This window comes from Paraburkholderia sediminicola (assembly GCF_046026675.1).
Classification (GTDB): domain Bacteria; phylum Pseudomonadota; class Gammaproteobacteria; order Burkholderiales; family Burkholderiaceae; genus Paraburkholderia; species Paraburkholderia sediminicola_F.
Map to the genome: position 1 here is coordinate 3,281,923 of NZ_JAQQEY010000001.1, position 13,856 is coordinate 3,295,778.

Below are 13,856 nucleotides of genomic sequence, written 5' to 3' on the forward strand. Positions count from 1 at the left end.
CTACGTTGACAAACTGTCAGATTTTTCGGTGGGCTAGCAGAGCATGCATTATCAATGCCGGACATCTCGCTGCACCACAACATTTCAAAGTCTTTACGTTGTTACAAAGGCGAAACACTTTACAAACCCTTGTTTTATAAGACAGTTCTACAGTAGCAACTGGCTTGCAACGCTGACCCGAACACGGCAGCTGTAAGTTCCTGTGTCAACTTTGCCGGCAGGCGTTGAAGAAATGCCGCACCGCAGTTGAATGCAATTTGTAATTATATCCCGAAATTTTCCGCAGCCTGCGTGAACCACCGCCCGATCGGCGGGTCGAGCAACAGTAGGTCGCGGTCGTCTATCGCGAAATCAGTCGCGCCATCGCCCGGATACACAGGGCGCAATCGCTTTTGCATGTTTACAATGCGAAGCATCGGCTTCGCGGCGAACGCTTTTGCTGTGGCCCATGCCTTGCATGCACAACCTGAAACACACCGACCTCACGATCAATTGGAACACTTAACCATCGCCCAGCGTAACGCCCAGAACGCAAAGCTAGCGAGCTATGCGCACCGGCCGCTTGCGTTTCTTTTCCGCTTTATTCGCCGCCACCCGCTCGCGCATGCGATCGTCCTGTGCAGCGTGTTCGCGGCCGTGGGCTGTGCGCTCGCTTCGCAATACGCGATCAAGCATCTGATCGATGTGCTCGGCGAAGGCCGGCATCATCCCGGTCCGCTGTGGGGCGCGTTCGCCATCCTGGTTGGCCTGATCGCCGCCGACAACATGCTGTGGCGGGTCGGCGGATGGGTTGCCGCGCATACCTTCGTGGCCGTGACCGGCGACCTGCGGCGCGACCTGTTCCAGTATTTAAGCGGCCACTCGCCGACTTACTACTCGGAGAAACAGCCGGGCATGCTGGCGAGCCGCATCACGGCAACCTCGAACGCGGTCTACACCGCCGAGAACACCACCGCCTGGAACGTGCTGCCGCCGTGTATCGCCGTGCTAGGCGCGATCGTCATGATCACCGCCGTGAATCCGCTGATGGCCGGTGGCCTGATGCTGTGCTCGGCCATTCTGTCGGTCGTGCTCTACAAACTTGCCGGGCGTGGTTCGGCGCGGCATCATCATTTCGCCACCAAAGCAGCATCCGTGGACGGTGAGCTGGTCGACGTGATCAGCAACATGGGCCTCGTGCGTGCCTTCGGCATGACGTTTCGCGAGCAGCAACGTTTCGGCGCGACCGTCAAAGCGGAAATGGAAGCGCGCCAGCAGAGCCTGCTATATCTGGAAAAGCTGCGCCTGCTGCACGCGGTGATCACCGCGCTGCTGTCGGCAGGCTTGCTGGGCTGGGCGCTGTGGCTGTGGGATCAAGGCCGTGCGACCTCCGGCGACATCGTTCTGGTCAGCTCGCTCGGCTTCACGATTCTGCACGGCACGCGTGATCTGGCCGTGGCGCTGGTCGACGTCACGCAGCACGTCGCGCGACTCGCGGAAGCCGTGCGCACCCTGCTCGAGCCGCACGGCATGCCGGACCGCGACGGCGCCACCGAGCTCGTGCCGCAAGGCGGCCGGGTCGATTTCGAAGCCGTGACGTTCGCCTACCCGCGCCGCCGGCCGATTCTCGATCACTTCGACCTGCATATCGAGCCGGGCCAGCGGGTCGGCCTGATCGGCAAGTCGGGCGCGGGCAAATCCACCGTACTGGCGCTGCTGCAGCGTTTCTACGAGACGCAGGGCGGCGCCATCAAGATCGACGGCCAGGACATCGCCGCGATCACCCAGGACAGCCTGCGCCACGCAATCGCGCTGGTGCCGCAGGATATTTCCCTGTTCCATCGCACAGTGTACGAAAACATCGCCTACGGCCGCCCTGAAGCGACCCGGGAAGAAGTGGTCGCTGCCGCGCGCGAAGCCCGCTGCAGCGATTTCATCGAAGCCATGCCGGAAGGGTTCGACACGATCGTCGGTGACCGCGGCGTCAAGCTCTCCGGCGGACAGCGCCAGCGTATCGCGATTGCGCGCGCGATCCTGAAGAATGCGCCGATCCTGCTGCTCGACGAAGCCACCTCTGCGCTCGACAGCGCATCGGAAGAAGCAATTCAGAAGGCGCTCGACCGCTTGATGGTAGGCCGCACGGTGATCGCGATCGCGCACCGGCTGTCGACGCTGAATAACTTCGACCGGATCATCGTGATGAGCCAGGGCAAGGTCATCGACGACGGCAGTCCGGAAGAGTTGCGCCAACGGCCGGGCCTGTATCGCGATCTGCTCTCGAAGCAGTACGGCAAGGGCACCACGCTGCACGTCGGCGGTAAGAAGGTGGACGAACAGCACGTGGTCTAGTCAACGCACCGCCTTCTGCTGCTTCAGCGAGAATCGCAGCAACAACAAACAAAAAAGCCGCTTCGAGCGGCTTTTTTGTTTTCCAGAGGCAGCTCTAGTCGGGCCTGAAAACCACCTATCCGACCGTGGTTTCGCGCGCAGTCTTCTTGCCCGATCCGGCACGCACCTTCACGGTTCTGGTGCTTTTCGCACCACCGACGCTCTGAAGATCACGCATGAAGTTGTCGCGCCACACCGACACGTTGTTCTCGCGCAGTTGCACCATCATGTCGCGATAACGCGCCTGACGCTCCACAAGCGGCATCTCCAGCGCTCTCGCCAACGCCTCGGCCATACCGTCGATATCGACCGGATTCACGATCAGCGCGCCATCCAGTTCCTGCGCGGCGCCGGCAAAACGTGACAGCACGAGCACGCCCGGATTGTCCGGATCCTGCGCCGACACATACTCCTTGGCGACGAGGTTCATGCCGTCGCGCAACGGCGTGACATAGCCGACATGCGCCGTGCGAAACAGCGCAGCCAGCACCGAGCGCTCGTACTGCTTATGAATGTAAAGGATTGGCGTCCAGTCTAGTTCGGCGAAGCGGCCGTTGATGCGCCCCGACTCCCCTTCGAGTTGCAGGCGGATGTCCTGATAGGCGTGCATGTCGGCACGCGTCGGCGGTGCGATTTGCAGGAAGGACACCTGGTTGCGTTGCGCGGTGAAATGTTCCAGCAAGCGCTCGAACGCGCGGAAACGTTCGACCAGCCCCTTCGAATAATCGAGGCGGTCCACGCTCATGATCAGCTTGCGCGAATGCAGCGCAGTCTTCATCGTGCGCACCGGCTTGCCGCGTTCGCCCGCCTTCGCCAGCTCGGCGATTTCGTCCGGATAGACGCCGATCGGATAAGCCGCCGCGCGCAACGTACGGCCGAACGCATGGACACTCAGCGGTCCGCTGGCGGACACGTCGACCGTGCCGTTCGCCTCATTGACGATGTAGTCGCAGAACGCCCGCAAATCCGGCGCGGTCTGGAAGCCGAGCAAATCGAACGAGCACAGCGCTTCGACCAGTTCGCGATGCGGCGGCACCGCCAGCAATACCTGCGACGCCGGAAACGGAATATGCAGGAAGAAGCCGATGCGATTCTTCACGCCGGCCGCGCGCAACGCCTGGGCGAACGGGATCAGATGATAGTCGTGGACCCAGATCACGTCGTCTTCGCGCAACAGCGGGACAAGTTGCTGGGCGAGCCACGCGTTGACGCGGCAATAGCCTTCGAAGTCGTGCCGGTCGTACTGCAACAAATCGGCGCGATAGTGGAACGCGGGCCATAGCGTGGCGTTCGAAAAACCGCGGTAGTACTGGTCGTAGTCGCGGCGCATCAGCGCGATGGTCGCGAAGGTCACCGGTCCGCGCTCTTCCACCTTGATCTGCGGCTGGCCAGAGCTGAGCACATCGCCGCTCCAGCCGAACCACATGCCGCCGGTTTCCTTCAGCGCGTCGTACACGCCGACCGCCAGGCCGCCCGCCGCCGGGCCGCCCTCCGAGATCGGCGCAACCCGGTTCGATACGATGATCAGTCGGCTCATGAAGCGCGATTCCCGATGCAATTAGTCATGGTCGTTAGGGGATGGGGCGCAACCAGCGGTGTCAAGATCACGCTCCGCGAGCGGCCGCGACAATCGATTCCAGCCAGTCGAGCAGCGCCGTGACCGACTCGATACGCGTATGCGCCATCGTGTCGCCCGCGCCCACCTTGATCGACAGGCCGCCGCGCTCGTTGACGACGGCAAAGCCTTTCTCGTCGGTCAGATCGTCGCCGGCAAACACCGGCGTGCGGCCCACGAATGGCGGTTCGTCCAGAAACGCACGCATCGCGCGGCCCTTGTCGACGTCCTTCGGTTTGATTTCGTAGACCATCTTGCCCGGCTGCAACACATACGAGCCGGGGTAATCGGCCACCAGCCGCTCGGTCGCCTCGCGCGCCACCGGCTCGCGGTCGGGCGCGTTGCGGTAGTGCAGCGCCAGCGCTGCCCCTTTGATCTCGAGCAGCATGCCGGGATGTTCGTTGACAACCTGCGCGAGCACCTGCTCCATGCGCAACAGGCGCTCGTCGTGAAAACCAATGCGCTGTGTGTCGCCGTTCGCATCGCGCCGCTCGGCGCCATGCAGACCGGCGATCGGCAGATCGGGCATACCGAGAAACCCGTCGATGCTGTCGATGCCGCGGCCCGACACGATCGCGACCGCGCCGTTCGTGAGACTGCGCAACTCGGTCAGCAGCCCGATCACGCGCGGTTGCACCAGCACGCCGTCCGGCGTGGGCGCGAGTTCGACGAGCGTGCCGTCGAAGTCGAAGAAAAATGCCGTCTCACCAGGAGACAGAACAGCCGGAAGTGCTTGCATCGGTTAATTTTGCCTTTCGGCCTTCTGCGGCCGGAAAAGTGTGCGCATCTTACCGCGCATCCGTCAATTTTTCGAGAAAGTAAGCCTGGACACAAGCCTGGCCGGGCGGCGCTGCCGACGCCGCTCACGATTGCGTTCAAAAAGAGAACAATCGGGCTTCAGCAAGCTTTCAGCCGCCTGCGTCAAATTGCCTCGCAAACCGCGCACCCGCGGGCGCTGCGCGACGTCATTGGAGATTTTGCGATACAGTCGCTGCCACGCAGGCCATTGCAGCGACGACCCTATTTGCACACCATGACGGGCCGCGTGCCTGGCACGAATCAACCGAGTCCGTTCACGGGCAGCGTCACGCGCCGCTCTTCAATCGAGTCATTGAACCCTGCTTTGTTCCCCATCCTCTCGCCCCGCCACCAACAGTCGAACCGCTTAACGCCACGTCGGCCGTGGCCCGCGCGCCTGGTGGCGTTGACCGTCATGGCGGGCGCGCTCGCTGCGCTAACCGGCTGCACGCATCCCGCCGAACCGTTCCAGTTGACCAACGTAACCGGCCACTTGCCTGATCTAGATTTCACGCTAACTGGCGACGACGGCCGCGCCGCAACCGGTGATTCGTTTAAAGGCCGCACGGCGCTCGTCTACTTTGGTTATACGCATTGTCCGGACGTCTGCCCAGAAACGATGGGCCGCCTGATGCAGGTGATCGGCAAACTCGGCCCGGACGCGCAAAAAGTGCGCATCCTGTTCATCACCGTCGATCCGGCACGCGACACGCCCAAAGCGCTGCATGATTACGTCGGCGCTTTCGACTCGCAGCACGCCGAGGGCCTGACCGGCACCGACTGGCAGATCGAGTCGCTCGCCAAGCGTTACCGGGTCGCCTATCAGATGGAAAAGCGCGACCCCAACGGCGACTACGAAGTCACCCATAGCTCGGCCGTCTACGTATTCGACCCGCAAGGCCACGCGCGCCTGCTCGCTACCGATCACGATACGCCCGATGCGATCGCGCAAGATCTGCGCCGCATCGTTGATGACCGCTCCTGACCCTTCCCGAGTTCACCCATGTCGATCAAGATCAAAACGTTCGCCGCACTGAGCTGCACCCTCGCCCTCTCGTTCGGTTTCGCTTCGGCCGCGCATGCCGCCGGTGCCAATGGGATCAGCGTCAAGGACGCGTGGGTGCGCTGGCTGCCGAACAACCTCCCCGCCGCCGGCTACGTGACGCTGGTGAACACGAGCGACAAGCCGGTCGACCTCGTCGATATTTCCAGCAACGACTACGGCAATGCGATGCTGCATCAGACCGTGTCGAACGGCTCGACGCAAAAGATGGTGATGGTCGACAAGCTGACGGTGCCCGCGCACGGCCAGGTGGCGATTGCGCCGGGCGGCTATCACGTGATGCTCGAAGATGCGAAGCACAAGGTCGCACCGGGCGACACTGTGCGTCTGACGCTGAAGTTCTCCGACGGCGAAACGCTCGATACGCCGTTCGCCGTCAAATCGCCCGCCCAGACCAAGTAACGTCCCGCGATGAACCTGCTCTACTGGCTCGACCCCTGGGAGTTTTCGCCGACCGTCGTCATCGCATTGCTGGTGCCGGCGATTCTTTTCGTGCGTGGTGCGCACAAGGCGAAAGTGTCGATTCCCCGGCGCATTTCCTTCTGGTTTGGGTTGGTCGCGTTGTATATCGCCCTGCATACGCGGCTCGATTATTTCTTCGAGCATGAGTTCTTCATGCATCGCGCGCAGCATCTGGTGTTGCATCACCTCGGGCCGTTCTTTATCGCACTCTCTTATCCGGGTGCCGCGTTGCGCGCGGGCATTCCATTCAGCTGGCGGCAGCGCTTCGTGCGGCCGGCGCTGGGGACTCCGGTAGTACGCAAGCTGCTGGATGTGGTGATGCATCCGGTGGTCGCCGTCACGTTGTTCGTCGGGTTGATCTACTTCTGGCTGATGTCGCCAATTCATTTCATGGCGATGCTCGACTGGCGGCTCTATCGCGTGATGAACTGGAGCATGGTGATCGACGGGCTGCTGTTCTGGTGGCTCGTGCTCGATCCGCGTCCGGCACCGCCGGCACGTTTGTCGCCCGGCAAGCGCGTACTGGTGGTGATTGCTGCGATTCCGCCGCAGATCATGCTGGGCGCGTTTATCTTCTTTACGCCGCGCGAACTGTATCCGATCTACTCGATTTGCGGCCGCGCCTTCACGTGGCTGAGCCCGATGCGCGATCAGCAAATCGGCGGGCTGTTGCTATGGATTCCAGGCTCGATGATGAGCGTGATCGGCGCGCTGTTGGCGTTGCGTCATTGGATGCGCTTGTCGGCACGCGGACGTCTGCGCGGCGAGCGGCGTGCAAAGGCGACGCAAGATTTGACGCAGCCCGCGTCAGCGCCTGCGAGCAGCCAGCGCTAAGCATTTCGAATCGATTGAAGTCGCGGCGTTTGAAGCCGGTCGGCGAGCAAGCCGAGCCGAGCCGAGCCGAGCCGAGCCGAGCCGAGCCGAGCCGAGCCGGCAGCAGTTTGGTTTAGGCCGAACGCATCCACACGTGCGGGATGCCGTCCTCTTCGTGAATCTCCGACACCGGCGTAAAGCCGAACGCGCCGTAGAAGCCTTGCAGATGCGCCTGCGCGTGCAAACGGATCTGCGTACCCGGCCACTGCGCCCGGATATGCGTGAGCGAGCGTTCGAGCATCGCGTTGCCGACGCCGATGCCGCGGAATTCCGCCGTGGTGAGTACGCGACCGATGCGGATATCGGCGTCGGCGGCGTCCGGTAACAGCACGCGCAGATAGCCCGCGAGCGGCGGCTTCTTTGCACCGGGGCCAAAGGCAAACAGATGCCAGGCATCTGAATCGAGCCCGTCGATATCGCCATACAGGCAGTTCTGCTCGATGACGAACACTGCGCTGCGCGCGGCCAGCATCGCGTAGACTTCGGCTGCCGTGAGATCTTCGAACGCTTTCCAGCGCCATTCGAGTTGCGCCAGTCGTGTGGCGGCGGTTTGCTGCGGTTCAGTCATGGAAAGGCTTCAAAAAAGAGGTGCGCCGGGAGGAGCGGCGGCAATCCGAAATTATGCCGCGCGTGGCGATCTTAGGCTATGCCGCGCCGATATTGGCAAGTTCGGCGGCAACCCCACACGCATGCGCATACAGCCGCGCTCAACCGCCGTGCGCCGCCCGCGCCTTCGACGCCTGTTTGTGGCTATACATCGCTGCGTCGGCCGCCGCTAGCAATTCGGCGATTGATGCATGCCGCTCAGGATCGTACTGAATCTGGCCGACGCTATAGCGGATCTGATAACCGCGCCGGGCTTCCGCATTGCGCTCGTCCAGCAATTTCGCGAGACGTTGCGTGACCTCCAGCGTTTCCGCGCTGCCCGAGTCGGTCAGAAGCGCGACGAACTCGTCGCCGCCGAGCCGCCCGATCACATCGCTTTCGCGCAGCGCGGTGCGCAACACGTCGGCGAAAGTATTCAATGCGCGGTCGCCTTCTGCGTGGCCGTGGGTATCGTTGATCAGCTTGAAATCGTTCAGATCGAAAAACAGCAGCGACGCAGGTTTATCCATCCGCTTGCAGACGTTCAACGCATGTCGTGCGAGCGCTTCAAAACCGCGGCGGTTCGACAGCAACGTCAAGTCGTCGAGAGTGGCCAGCTGCACCGCCACCAGTTCCTGTTCGGCCATACGCGCCAGATCGCGCAACAACTCGCGCTCTTCCTCGTCAAGGCCGCGTGGCTTTACGTCGATCAGACAAAGCGTGCCGAGCTTGCTGCCGTTCGGAACCGTGAGGGGACAGCCGGCATAGAAACGGATATTCGGATTGTTCGTGACGAGCGGGTTATCGTGGAAACGCTCGTCGGCCAGCGTGTCAGGGACCATCATGATTTCGTCGCCGAGAATCGCGTGCGCACAGAACGACACGTCACGAGAAGTCTCGCTCGCGGTCAAGCCGACGCACGACTTAAACCACTGCCGGTCCGCATCGACGATGCTCACGAGCGCGATCGGCACGCCGAATAGCCGTTTGGCGAGACGCGTCAGCCTGTCGAAACGTTCTTCCGGCAAGGTATCCAGGATGTTCAGCGCACGCAGTGTGTCGAGACGGGCGCTTTCATTAACGGGCGTCAGTGGGACATGCATGTCGTATTCCGTAGGGCCATGGAGGTTGACCGGCGTCGTAGGTACATAGTGTATAGCGGCATCCATACCGTCGGATTGAGCCCGGCTGCCGGAGTTCCGCTTGATCGCGCCTCAACCGGGCCCTCCCCGGCCCCTCAATCACGGTATTTGACGGTGAATTGCGCCGACGCTGCCGCCCGGCGGCAAATCCGCTAGCAGCTTAAAAAAACCGGCTCGACGGGCTGTGCGAGACAGTCGATCAGGTTACCGGGCCCGCACAGATGCAGTGCGCCCACCACCACCAAGGTCCGCTCCGGCCGCCCGAGCAGCGCCTTCACGCGCGCCGCCCACGCGCGATTGCGCGCATCGAGAATGGCGTGGCGGATGCCGGGCAGGTTGAACATCGGCGACTCGACAGCGATCTGATGCACGGCTTCCAGATCGCCATGCAACCACGCGGTGTGCATCCGCTCGAGCGTGCGCTGCGGTTCGTCGAGATCGGACATCAGCATGCCGAGCGCGGTGCCAACTGCTTCAAGCGAAATCGATTCGAGCGACGCCGCCACGTCCTGAGCGGTCTCGAGATACTGGTACGGTTTGGCTTGCGTGAGCGCCGAGCGCAGCATCCGCGGCTCGACACCTTCGACGACCTGCTGAAACAGCGTCGGCGCGACGATCAGCGCGGCCCACGGACGTAGCTCGACGAGCGGCGCCAACGGGCCCTCGACGGGCCACACAGCCTGGAGCTGATTCCAGGCATCGGCGGAGAGCAAAGGCTGCAGCTGATCGGCACCGCCCTGCGGGGGAGCATTCAGAAACGGCAGGATCGTCGGCGGATCGGATTCGAAGACCAGCGACTCGGCCCAGTCATACGCTTCGGCGATCCATGGCGGCGTTCTGCGACTCGTCGCCGGAAACAGATGCATCGAGCCGAGCAGACGGACGTTGGTGCCGGTGAGTTGTAGGTACATGTAGCCTCGTGTAGACGGGCAATTGCGCAAAGCGGCAATCGGGCAATTCAATCAGCGGCGCGCAGCGCGGCGCCCCGGCTCGCGGCCCCTCGCCACGCGGTCCGCACCGTGAACGCGACGAACAGCAGGAAAGCGATCTGCGAAACGTACAGGTCCATGCGGATCGGATGATGCAGCGCGAACCATGAATTGTGCACCACGTCGGTCACGATGACAGCGACGCAGAGGATCAGCCCTGCTCTCGGACTCAACAGCAATAGCAGAACCGTTAGCGGATCGATAAAGAGCAGTGACGTCCAGTAGATTTATGTCAGCGGCGCCGCACCGCCGTAGTCCCACCAGAGCCCGTGGATCAAAGCCACTTGCAGATGCGTCCAAGTGGCGCCGCACAGACACAGCGCGTAGATCAGGCGCAAATAGAAGGAACGGCGTTCGGGGTTTGAGATACGCATGCCTGATCCATTTTGCATACAAGAAAGATTAGAAAAAAAGCCCCGGCATTCGGGGCTTTTTTCTTACGCAGCAAAAGCGGACAGTTTAATCGCGCACATCCGGATCATTCCGTGCCTCTTTTGAACGACTCCAGTTCGCCCGTATAGCGTTCGTTTCGCACGCCGTTACTGCCGTAATATTCTTCCACCGACTTCACCCAACGGCCAATCTCAGGCACGTACCAGAATGCCTTATAAGTGCGTCCGGTCACCTGAACGGGGCCTGTTTTCTGTGCGTGAGTGATCATGGCGGTGTCGCCCTGCTGCGTTTGCACGGCTTGAGTGACAGTCTGAGTCGGCTCGAGTTGCGCAACCCATTCACCTTCCGCTTCGATTTTAATCGCCTGAAATTTTCCAGCCGGCACCTCGACGGTTTCAGTATCCACCACCCGATACTGGCTGCTCCACTTTTGCGAAGTGAAAGCCTTGTTCGGATGCTGTTCCGTATATTCGAGGTTCCAGATTTTGCCCGGCGATAGCGGGAAAACGAACGGCCGATTGACGACCACCTCTGCGCCATTCACGTTCCGCTCGCGGCTCCAGTCGGCACCCGCTATCACCTCGTTCGGCACCTGAGTCGAGCCCGCTTGCTTCGAGGTGTAATAGATGTGGGAAGGGGTTGCGCGCAGGACCGTCACTTCGTCATGCGTCTGGCGCCATATTGAAGGCGTTTTCTCAAAGGTGTTGACGTAGGTCCACGAATCCCCGCCTTTAATGTCGGGAGGCGGTGCCGATTGCGCGATCGCCAGCAGTGGCAACCCAATGGTAAACAGCGCAACAGCGGTTATGTTTTTTTTCATTGGTCGTATGTTGTATTAACAGCGGGTTTGCCCTGCCCCGTGCTTTCGCACCTGGAAACATCCAGAACCATTGCATCGTATGTCTAATGATGTTTCCGAATATGCGAAGCAGCATGAGATACTTTACATGATCGGCATCGGGCTGCCAGCGATCAATGCTTTATTCGGGGCTTTCAAAAATCAACAGAACAAAATCGAAAGACAAAAAATCAAAAATGAAAGAAAACAAGAAGCAATTGGTAAATCGACATTTCATGTTGACCACAAGCGCCGCATTTATTTTGTCTGCGATTTTGTCTGCGTGCGGCGGCGGCTCGTCAGGCAGCTTGGGATCGACAGCAAGCGCGTCGAATCTGAGCGACACACAAAAAAGCTACGAAAGTGTCGCGCTCGCGGCAAACGGCGGCATGCACTTTCTGAGCGAAAGTCTGTCGGTTAGCGCTTCGTCGACTGGCGCACTGACGGTCAGCCCAAGCAGTGTCTTTTATACCGACGACTCGAGCATCGCGCAAAGCGCCGCGAACGGGGCGCAGCCGCTGACTGTGACATACACGTCCGTGTCGTCCGCGCTAAAGGTTCCGGCAATCGTGGCGCCGCGCTTACTCGTCAATGGCGCCGTCTATAGCTCCGCGTTTCCTCCGCAAGTTCGGATCAGCTACTCGGGAGCGAATGTCCAGGAAGATTATCTGGCCTCAGACGGCAAAACGGTGACCCGCACGCTACTTGGCACCAGCTACAGCGTCGTGGCGCTAACAGGCCTGATTTCCGCTTCACCCGCCGAGCTCTTTGCCAATAGCGCAGTTGGCGTTCTCACGAACACGCTCAACGGGCAATCGCTGTACAACCGGCAGGCCAGTTGGCAAACGGGCGCGGCCTACGTCAAAGTTGTGAGGCACACGGTCGGCGACGAGGCATTCACATACGACTGCGTTGCACCCACCACGACGGGGCCCAATCCAACGCCATGCTCCGCGACGATTTCGACGCTTGAAAATTTCTTTCCCTACGCAAGCACGGCAGATGGCAAGACCTATCAGATCGGCGACGGGCAGATCGTCACGCTGGCCGGAATGCGCGCGTGGGTCGCCAACGCTGCACTGGCCTCGGCGGCGACTGACTACCGTGTCTATTACCAGAACAACGGTGAAATTTACGCGGGCTACCTGATCAAGGACGGTACGACGCTGCAGCTCGCGCCTCTCGGTGGCGGGACGCAGCAAGACAGCTACTACTTCCTGAACAGCGCAGCACTTCAATCGATCAAGTCGGCGATTGTTTTTTGAGGTGACGAGCGACGAGCAGGCGCAACTGCGTGCTCGCTGCGTTAAACGCACGGATGGCTGCGAGGGCCGATGTACTGGAACGCACAAGCCTCGCGTCGAGTAGGTATCAGCGACAATGCCGCCGAAAAAAGAAAAGCCCCGACAAGTCGGGGCTTTTCTTTACATCAACTACTGGAGGCGCGAGCCGGAGTCGAACCGGCCTAAACGGCTTTGCAGGCCGCTGCATAACCGCTTTGCTATCGCGCCGCAAGCGGACTGGAATCTAGCTGCAGATTCTCAGATTTGTCTGGTGGGCAACCGTAAGGACCGACCCACCAAACAAAAAGGGAAGCGTTGCTTCCCCTTATGTATGGAGCGGGAGACGAGGCTCGAACTCGCGACCTCAACCTTGGCAAGGTTGCGCTCTACCAACTGAGCTACTCCCGCATTGCCCTACTTCACAACGCCTTGCACTTTTACTTCACCAAACAACGCGTTGCTTCAAAATTTGGAGCGGGAGACGAGGCTCGAACTCGCGACCTCAACCTTGGCAAGGTTGCGCTCTACCAACTGAGCTACTCCCGCAATGTGCTGCTAACTGCTGTCTTATTACTGCAACTACTCTCTTACTGCTACCGCACCTCAAACTGCGTGCATCGGAGAAACGAGATTATGGAGAATCGACTGAAACGTGTCAACCCCTTTTGCGAATGTCTTTAACTGAAAAAATTTCACTCACGCTTGCCCGACGTTCGGACACGCTTCAGCCGCTCGGGCGTCGCGCCCCGAACGTTTTCCAATCACACGACGCCACCCCGCTCTCGGATCTGCGGCCACGCGAGTTTCATGTAATAGAGCATCGACCAGATCGTCAGGAACGCGGCCAGATAGATCAGCCACAGGCCCCACACGCGCGTATCGACAGACACCCCGCCACCAAACGGCAACGGCCCGTAGAACAGCAGCATCGGAATCGCGACCATCTGGCACACGGTCTTGAACTTGCCGAGCGAATTCACCGCAACGCTCTTCGATGCGCCGATCTGCGCCATCCACTCACGTAGCGCCGAGATGGCGATTTCGCGTCCGACGATCACCAGCGCGATCGCCGAATCGATCCGTGCCAGTTGCACGAGCACCAGCAACGCAGCCGTCACCATCAGCTTGTCGGCGACCGGGTCGAGAAACGCGCCGAACGCCGAGGTCTGATTCCATTTGCGGGCCAGAAAGCCGTCGAACCAGTCGGTGAGCGCCGCCAGAATGAAAATCGTCGCGGCGGCCAGATTGCGGTGTGCCGGGCTCATCATCATGTCGGGCAAATAGAACACGCCGACGACGAGCGGAATCAGCACGATCCGCAGCCAAGTCAGGAAAATCGGGAAATTAAACGGCATGGGCAGGCGCAGCGTCTGACAAGGGAGATGCAATTGTGCCGTGTCACAGGGCCTGCCACAAGCAAAGCGGCGCGCGGGGCACAGCACGGGCGA

Annotated in this window: 15 protein-coding genes and 3 tRNA genes; 6 read left to right on the top strand and 12 right to left on the bottom strand. The window is 60.8% G+C overall.

The window, feature by feature from the left end:
• Positions 1-492 precede the first annotated feature (492 nt).
• Entirely contained in the window at positions 493-2,328 is a 1,836-nt protein-coding gene (locus PQQ86_RS14085) for an ABC transporter ATP-binding protein (RefSeq protein WP_408267720.1), read from the top strand.
• Positions 2,329-2,443: 115 nt separating this feature from the next.
• On the opposite strand, the gene otsA is transcribed toward PQQ86_RS14085, so the two are convergent.
• Together otsA and otsB are read right to left on the bottom strand one after the other, a co-directional pair.
• A complete protein-coding gene (gene otsA / locus PQQ86_RS14090; protein WP_408267723.1) occupies positions 2,444-3,904 on the bottom strand; it encodes an alpha,alpha-trehalose-phosphate synthase (UDP-forming) in 1,461 nt (486 codons plus the stop codon).
• Between the two features lie 67 nt (positions 3,905-3,971).
• Positions 3,972-4,721, bottom strand: a complete 750-nt coding sequence (gene otsB / locus PQQ86_RS14095; RefSeq protein ID WP_408267726.1) for a trehalose-phosphatase — start codon at positions 4,719-4,721, stop codon at positions 3,972-3,974.
• A gap of 474 nt (positions 4,722-5,195) precedes the next feature.
• Between otsB and PQQ86_RS14100 the strand changes: the two genes are divergently transcribed.
• From PQQ86_RS14100 to PQQ86_RS14110, 3 genes are read left to right on the top strand one after another with little or no spacing between them, the layout of a single operon-like run.
• Positions 5,196-5,765, top strand: a complete 570-nt coding sequence (locus PQQ86_RS14100) for an SCO family protein (RefSeq protein ID WP_408270284.1) — start codon at positions 5,196-5,198, stop codon at positions 5,763-5,765.
• Between the two features lie 18 nt (positions 5,766-5,783).
• Complete coding sequence (locus PQQ86_RS14105) at positions 5,784-6,245, top strand: copper chaperone PCu(A)C (RefSeq protein ID WP_408267729.1); 462 nt, start codon at positions 5,784-5,786, stop codon at positions 6,243-6,245.
• Between the two features lie 9 nt (positions 6,246-6,254).
• Positions 6,255-7,139 carry a cytochrome c oxidase assembly protein gene (locus PQQ86_RS14110; protein ID WP_408267732.1) on the top strand — a complete coding sequence of 295 codons (885 nt, stop codon included), beginning with the start codon at positions 6,255-6,257 and terminating at the stop codon, positions 7,137-7,139.
• Positions 7,140-7,251: 112 nt separating this feature from the next.
• Here PQQ86_RS14110 and PQQ86_RS14115 read toward each other — a convergent pair whose 3' ends face one another.
• The 6 genes from PQQ86_RS14115 to PQQ86_RS14140 all read right to left on the bottom strand — a co-directional run bounded on the left by PQQ86_RS14115 (position 7,252) and on the right by PQQ86_RS14140 (position 11,107).
• Positions 7,252-7,746, bottom strand: a complete 495-nt coding sequence (locus PQQ86_RS14115) for a GNAT family N-acetyltransferase (protein ID WP_408267734.1) — start codon at positions 7,744-7,746, stop codon at positions 7,252-7,254.
• A 139-nt stretch (positions 7,747-7,885) separates the two neighbouring features.
• Positions 7,886-8,866: a sensor domain-containing diguanylate cyclase gene (locus PQQ86_RS14120; protein ID WP_408267736.1), complete on the bottom strand. Its 981-nt coding sequence runs from the start codon at positions 8,864-8,866 to the stop codon at positions 7,886-7,888.
• 191 nt (positions 8,867-9,057) lie between these two features.
• On the bottom strand, positions 9,058-9,816 hold the full coding sequence (locus tag PQQ86_RS14125; RefSeq protein ID WP_408267739.1) for a TraB/GumN family protein: 759 nt from the start codon (positions 9,814-9,816) through the stop codon (positions 9,058-9,060).
• 47 nt (positions 9,817-9,863) lie between these two features.
• Positions 9,864-10,025, bottom strand: coding sequence for a hypothetical protein (locus PQQ86_RS14130; protein ID WP_408267742.1), 162 nt, complete (start codon positions 10,023-10,025; stop codon positions 9,864-9,866).
• Between the two features lie 96 nt (positions 10,026-10,121).
• Positions 10,122-10,268 carry a hypothetical protein gene (locus PQQ86_RS14135; RefSeq protein WP_408267745.1) on the bottom strand — a complete coding sequence of 49 codons (147 nt, stop codon included), beginning with the start codon at positions 10,266-10,268 and terminating at the stop codon, positions 10,122-10,124.
• A 104-nt stretch (positions 10,269-10,372) separates the two neighbouring features.
• Entirely contained in the window at positions 10,373-11,107 is a 735-nt protein-coding gene (locus tag PQQ86_RS14140; protein WP_408267748.1) for a hypothetical protein, read from the bottom strand.
• Positions 11,108-11,186: 79 nt separating this feature from the next.
• Here PQQ86_RS14140 and PQQ86_RS14145 point away from each other — a divergent pair, with 79 nt between their 5' ends.
• Both PQQ86_RS14145 and PQQ86_RS14150 read left to right on the top strand, forming a co-directional pair.
• On the top strand, positions 11,187-11,546 hold the full coding sequence (locus PQQ86_RS14145) for a hypothetical protein (RefSeq protein WP_408267751.1): 360 nt from the start codon (positions 11,187-11,189) through the stop codon (positions 11,544-11,546).
• Positions 11,515-12,390, top strand: a complete 876-nt coding sequence (locus tag PQQ86_RS14150; RefSeq protein WP_408267754.1) for a hypothetical protein — start codon at positions 11,515-11,517, stop codon at positions 12,388-12,390. The genes PQQ86_RS14145 and PQQ86_RS14150 overlap by 32 nt, the downstream gene beginning before the upstream one ends.
• A gap of 172 nt (positions 12,391-12,562) precedes the next feature.
• Here PQQ86_RS14150 and PQQ86_RS14155 read toward each other — a convergent pair.
• The 4 genes from PQQ86_RS14155 to pgsA all read right to left on the bottom strand — a co-directional run bounded on the left by PQQ86_RS14155 (position 12,563) and on the right by pgsA (position 13,763).
• Positions 12,563-12,636, bottom strand: a tRNA-Cys gene (locus PQQ86_RS14155).
• A 104-nt stretch (positions 12,637-12,740) separates the two neighbouring features.
• Positions 12,741-12,816: transfer RNA gene (locus PQQ86_RS14160), tRNA-Gly, on the bottom strand.
• Positions 12,817-12,878: 62 nt separating this feature from the next.
• Positions 12,879-12,954 (bottom strand) — tRNA-Gly (locus PQQ86_RS14165).
• A gap of 215 nt (positions 12,955-13,169) precedes the next feature.
• On the bottom strand, positions 13,170-13,763 hold the full coding sequence (pgsA, locus tag PQQ86_RS14170) for a CDP-diacylglycerol--glycerol-3-phosphate 3-phosphatidyltransferase (RefSeq protein WP_408267756.1): 594 nt from the start codon (positions 13,761-13,763) through the stop codon (positions 13,170-13,172).
• Between the last annotated feature and the right edge of the window lie 93 nt (positions 13,764-13,856).

Coding starts and splice junctions, on each gene's coding strand:
- otsA (WP_408267723.1), bottom strand. CDS start 3,904: ATGAGCCGACTGATCATCGTATCGAACCGGGTTGCGCCGATCTCGGAG.
- otsB (WP_408267726.1), bottom strand. CDS start 4,721: ATGCAAGCACTTCCGGCTGTTCTGTCTCCTGGTGAGACGGCATTTTTC.
- PQQ86_RS14100 (WP_408270284.1), top strand. CDS start 5,196: ATGGCGGGCGCGCTCGCTGCGCTAACCGGCTGCACGCATCCCGCCGAA.
- PQQ86_RS14105 (WP_408267729.1), top strand. CDS start 5,784: ATGTCGATCAAGATCAAAACGTTCGCCGCACTGAGCTGCACCCTCGCC.
- PQQ86_RS14110 (WP_408267732.1), top strand. CDS start 6,255: ATGAACCTGCTCTACTGGCTCGACCCCTGGGAGTTTTCGCCGACCGTC.
- PQQ86_RS14115 (WP_408267734.1), bottom strand. CDS start 7,746: ATGACTGAACCGCAGCAAACCGCCGCCACACGACTGGCGCAACTCGAA.
- PQQ86_RS14120 (WP_408267736.1), bottom strand. CDS start 8,866: ATGCATGTCCCACTGACGCCCGTTAATGAAAGCGCCCGTCTCGACACA.
- PQQ86_RS14125 (WP_408267739.1), bottom strand. CDS start 9,816: ATGTACCTACAACTCACCGGCACCAACGTCCGTCTGCTCGGCTCGATG.
- PQQ86_RS14135 (WP_408267745.1), bottom strand. CDS start 10,268: ATGCGTATCTCAAACCCCGAACGCCGTTCCTTCTATTTGCGCCTGATC.
- PQQ86_RS14140 (WP_408267748.1), bottom strand. CDS start 11,107: ATGAAAAAAAACATAACCGCTGTTGCGCTGTTTACCATTGGGTTGCCA.
- PQQ86_RS14145 (WP_408267751.1), top strand. CDS start 11,187: ATGTCTAATGATGTTTCCGAATATGCGAAGCAGCATGAGATACTTTAC.
- PQQ86_RS14150 (WP_408267754.1), top strand. CDS start 11,515: ATGCACTTTCTGAGCGAAAGTCTGTCGGTTAGCGCTTCGTCGACTGGC.
- pgsA (WP_408267756.1), bottom strand. CDS start 13,763: ATGCCGTTTAATTTCCCGATTTTCCTGACTTGGCTGCGGATCGTGCTG.